The 3,627-nt window shown below is 67.4% G+C and carries 6 protein-coding genes; 4 read left to right on the top strand and 2 right to left on the bottom strand.

Annotated elements, in window-relative coordinates:
* Positions 1–220: hypothetical protein (locus QM624_RS08880; protein WP_415090915.1), on the top strand; the 220-nt coding region annotated here is incomplete at its 5' end.
* 245 nt (positions 221–465) lie between these two features.
* Here QM624_RS08880 and QM624_RS08875 read toward each other — a convergent pair.
* The gene (locus tag QM624_RS08875) at positions 466–1,281 is read right to left on the bottom strand and encodes a class I SAM-dependent methyltransferase (RefSeq protein WP_415090913.1); all 816 of its coding nucleotides are present in this window, start codon (positions 1,279–1,281) and stop codon (positions 466–468) included.
* A gap of 201 nt (positions 1,282–1,482) precedes the next feature.
* Between QM624_RS08875 and QM624_RS08870 the strand changes: the two genes are divergently transcribed.
* Together QM624_RS08870 and QM624_RS08865 are read left to right on the top strand one after the other, a co-directional pair.
* On the top strand, positions 1,483–1,809 hold the full coding sequence (locus tag QM624_RS08870; RefSeq protein WP_415090911.1) for a hypothetical protein: 327 nt from the start codon (positions 1,483–1,485) through the stop codon (positions 1,807–1,809).
* Positions 1,788–2,081, top strand: a complete 294-nt coding sequence (locus QM624_RS08865; protein WP_415090909.1) for a hypothetical protein — start codon at positions 1,788–1,790, stop codon at positions 2,079–2,081. Before QM624_RS08870 ends, QM624_RS08865 begins: the two co-directional genes overlap by 22 nt.
* Here QM624_RS08865 and QM624_RS08860 read toward each other — a convergent pair.
* On the bottom strand, positions 1,999–3,264 hold the full coding sequence (locus QM624_RS08860; RefSeq protein ID WP_415090907.1) for a Cmx/CmrA family chloramphenicol efflux MFS transporter: 1,266 nt from the start codon (positions 3,262–3,264) through the stop codon (positions 1,999–2,001). The two genes, QM624_RS08865 and QM624_RS08860, sit on opposite strands and share 83 nt — an antisense overlap.
* Before the next feature lie 77 nt (positions 3,265–3,341).
* On the opposite strand from QM624_RS08860, the gene QM624_RS08855 reads away from it, so the two are divergent.
* A partial coding sequence (locus tag QM624_RS08855; protein ID WP_415090905.1) for a helix-turn-helix domain-containing protein occupies positions 3,342–3,627 on the top strand: 286 nt, incomplete at its 3' end.

The following is a 3,627-nucleotide window of genomic DNA, read 5'->3' as shown; positions in this document are numbered from 1 at the left end:
GTTCTTCGGCTGGGGCACGATCGCCATCGGCACCGTGCTGGGCGGCCTGCTGGTCAACCTGGGTGAGGCCGTCCTGCCGCGCGATTGGGCGCTGCGGTCGGTGTTCCTGGTCGCCGGGGTGGCCCAGCTGGCGTTACTCGGCTACGCCGCGAGCCGGATCAACACCGCCGAGATCCGGGCTGCGGAGAAGATCGCTGAAGCTGAGCAAGCTGCGGGGTAGGGAGCTCGGCACGTCGTCATCATTCCCCGGCTTGCCGTCATCGTCATCCCGGGCTTGCCCCGGCTGGAGCCGGACTGTGGTGCTCTTGACCGCACTCCTGACGCCTGGTTCGAGTTCAAGCCGGATCGTGGTTGATCTGGCGCGCACGGGCATGGCTGGTGTCAACCAGAAACCGGTTCGACGCCTGCCGACGCGCCGTCGAGATCGCCAAGGCGGGGATTCACCGGGCAGCGGGCGAAGCTGCTTCAGGCCGGTGAGGACATCCGGAACAAGTTCATCCGGTACGCCCTTGTCGCCGGAAGGACGCGGGTGAGCGCCCGCATGCCGTAGCGGTAGCGCGCAGGCCAGGTTGCGGCCACCCTCGGCTGCGGAGAACCGAACGTTCGTGTGTCCAGCAACTGCAGGCCCCACGCGGAAAGCTCGCCGGGGTCGTCGCAGATCCACTGCATCGTGGCATCGACTCGCTTCATCGCACCGTTGTGGCGCTGGCTCTTCATCATCGTGCGGCCGCCGGTGTCGAACGCGAGCAGAGAGCCCGGGAATCGTTGCGCCAGTTGGTCGATCGCTTGGTGTACCTGTTCAGCGGAAAAGTAGAGGAACATCGCCTCGGCGACGAAGAGCCACGGTCCGGACGGCGCCGCGACCGGATCCATCCAATCGAGATCGAACGCAGAGCCGGCCAGTGTCGTCCGGCGCGCATCGTCGTCCAGGAACCTGCGCCGCAACTCCACGACATCCGGCAGATCCATGTCGAACCAACGCACTGTGCCGTTGTCGACACGCTCGAACCGAGTGTTCAGGCCGCATCCGATCTCCACCACGGTGCCGTCGGGGTGCTCGGCCAGGAAATCCCGCACCCAGCCGTCGAAGATCGATGTGCGCAACACCGACCCCGGCAATGAACCGCCGCGGAACCGGGCGAAGTCGTAGTCGATGGACGCCACCATCTCGCGTGCTCGCTCATCGCCCAGAACGGATCGTCGAGCCGCTGCATCCTTGGCTCGGCCGTACAGCGGGATCAGCAAGGTCTCCTGCACCTCGCCCAACCTAGGAACGATCATGGCGACGCGACCTCATTTCCGGTGCCTAACTCTAAATGAGAATGATTCTCGTCTATAGTAGCCTGACGCGGTGGCTTCCTTCCGCTGCTCCGGTTCAGTGCCCAGAGGTGGTCGGCTGTCCCCAGCAGGTTGCCGGGGGTGGGCATGATCGCCGCGTCGAGATTGTCCTTCTGCTCCGCCGGTGTACGCGGGGTTGCGACGGTGGCCTGGCTGCTGTTGGTCGGCAGTGCCGCGACTCTGTTGCTGGTGGTCGCCGACACCGCGATCCTGGGTCACTACGACACCGGGGAACTGGCGGTGATGGCGCGGGCGGCGGCCGTGTTCGTCTTCGTCAGCGCACTGGTGGCGCCGCTCGGAACGGCCGTCCAGATCGTCGTCGCGCAATGGGTGGGGACGGTCTTTCTCGCCCTGTGCACCGCGCTGGTCGCGCTGCCGGTGCTGCTGCTGCCGGGCTGGTACCTGCTGCTGTACACCGTCGACCCCGCCGTCGCCCAGCTCACCAGCCCGTGCTGCCGCTGTTCTGGGTGATGGTCCCGCTGATCATCATCTCGATCAGCTGGGCGGCGGTGATCCGGGCGGTCGGCGACACCCGCTCGATGATGCTGATCGGACTGGGCAGCCAGCTGGTGGTCGCCATGCCGGTCTCCTGGCTGCTCGGCGTGGTGGCCGGCTACGGGCTGGCCGGCGTGGTGGCCGGAATGACCTCCGGCTGGCTGGTCAGGACTCTGCTGTCCCGGTGGCGTCTGTCACGCGTCGCGGCGCTGCATCCTCCGGAAGTCGGGAAGCGGCGTGCTGCTTGATCCCGAGCCGCAGCGAACGCGTCCAGCTTCCCAGGGCAAGGTCACCGACCCATAACAGCAGCGCCAGGCCGGCGATGGCCGCACCGATAGCCGGGATCGCCGAGTAGTCGTACCCAGCGGTCAACGCCAGCCCGCCCAGCCACGGTCCGAGGGCGATACCCAGATTGAAGGACGACACCGTGCCCGACACCGCCAAGGTCGGAGCGTCCGGGGCGAGGGCGAGGACGCGAGAGTTCAGCGCCGGGCTCACCCCGAAACCCACCATGCCGAGGAGAACGACCAATACCGTGACCGCGCCGGCATGGCGCGCTGCGAGAGCGATCAGCAGCGAGGCGACGAGCAGCCCGGTGAAGCCGACGCCCAAGGTTGCCCGTGGGTAGCGGTCCGCGAATCCACCACCCATCGCGATGCCGACGAGAGCGCCGAGCCCGTAGCCGAGCAACACCGCCGGAACCCAGCCGGCGTCGAGCCCGGCGATCTCGATCAGCATGGTGCCGAGGTAGCAGAAGGTACCGAGAAGCGCGGCCTTGGATGCCGCGGTCATCGCGTAGGACAGCCACAACCGGGGCTGATGCAGGCCGCGCAGTTCACTGCGGACACTGGTCGGCTGGCCCGGCCGCAGGCCCGGTACCACCGTCACGATCACGATCGCCGCGATCAGGCAGAGTGCCGCCACCATCCAGAACGCTCCGCGCCATCCGAGGCGCTGCCCGATCCAAGTGCCCGCCGGCAGGCCCAGCACCGTGGCGACGGTGAGTCCACCAGTCACGATGCTCATCGCCCGGCCGCGGCGTTCTTCGCCGGCCAGGGCCATGGCTGCGCTGCCGCCGACGGCCCAGAACCCGGCATAGGCGAACGCTCCCAGGAACCTCATGACGAATAGCAGGCCGTAGCTGTCGGTGAGCGCGCTGAGGATGTGGCTGACGGTGAACGCCGCGAGGAATGCGAGTAGGGCGAGCTTGCGCGGCCAGCGCAGGCTGAGCACTGCCAGCGCGGGAGCGCCGACCACCATGCCGAGCGCGAAGGCGCTGATCAGAAGGCCCGCCTGTGGGATCGTCACCCCGAGATCGGACGCCATCCCCGGCAATAGACCGGCCAGCATGAGCTCGCTGGTGCCCTGGGCGAAGATGCCGAAGGCGATGGCCCAGACGGTGGGCGGCATCGCACCGCCTCGTGCTGTCATGCTCTGCTCCTTTGTGTAGCGATCGCTAGATATATGCACCGTAGTGCATTAGCTAGCGATCGATATAAAATGACGGGATGGCTGCCACTGTGACGCGAGGACGTCCGCGCTCCTTCGACCGCGATGCGGCACTCGACCGGGCGATCCGGCTGTTCTGGTGCAAGGGCTACGAGGCGACGTCGGTGCGTGACCTCAGCGAGGAACTCGGGATCGGCCAGCCCAGCCTGTACGCCGCCTTCGGCGACAAGCGCACCCTGTTCGACGAGGCCGTCGCGGTGTACGACCGCAGATACGGCGGCTTCATCCGGGCTGCTCTCGACCAGGAGGCCACCGCCGTCGTGGCGATGCGCCGCATCCTCGCCG

Origin of the sequence: Micropruina sp. (genome assembly GCF_047606365.1) — a bacterium.
In the GTDB taxonomy this organism is placed as follows: Bacteria; Actinomycetota; Actinomycetes; order Propionibacteriales; family Propionibacteriaceae; genus Micropruina.
The sequence above is the reverse complement of the archived record's forward strand: the minus strand, read 5'-3'. Positions and strand labels throughout refer to the sequence as shown.

What these genes read in the sequence shown, in the direction of transcription:
- QM624_RS08875 (WP_415090913.1), bottom strand. Translation starts at nt 1,281, where the DNA reads ATGATCGTTCCTAGGTTGGGCGAGGTGCAGGAGACCTTGCTGATCCCG.
- QM624_RS08860 (WP_415090907.1), bottom strand. Translation starts at nt 3,264, where the DNA reads ATGACAGCACGAGGCGGTGCGATGCCGCCCACCGTCTGGGCCATCGCC.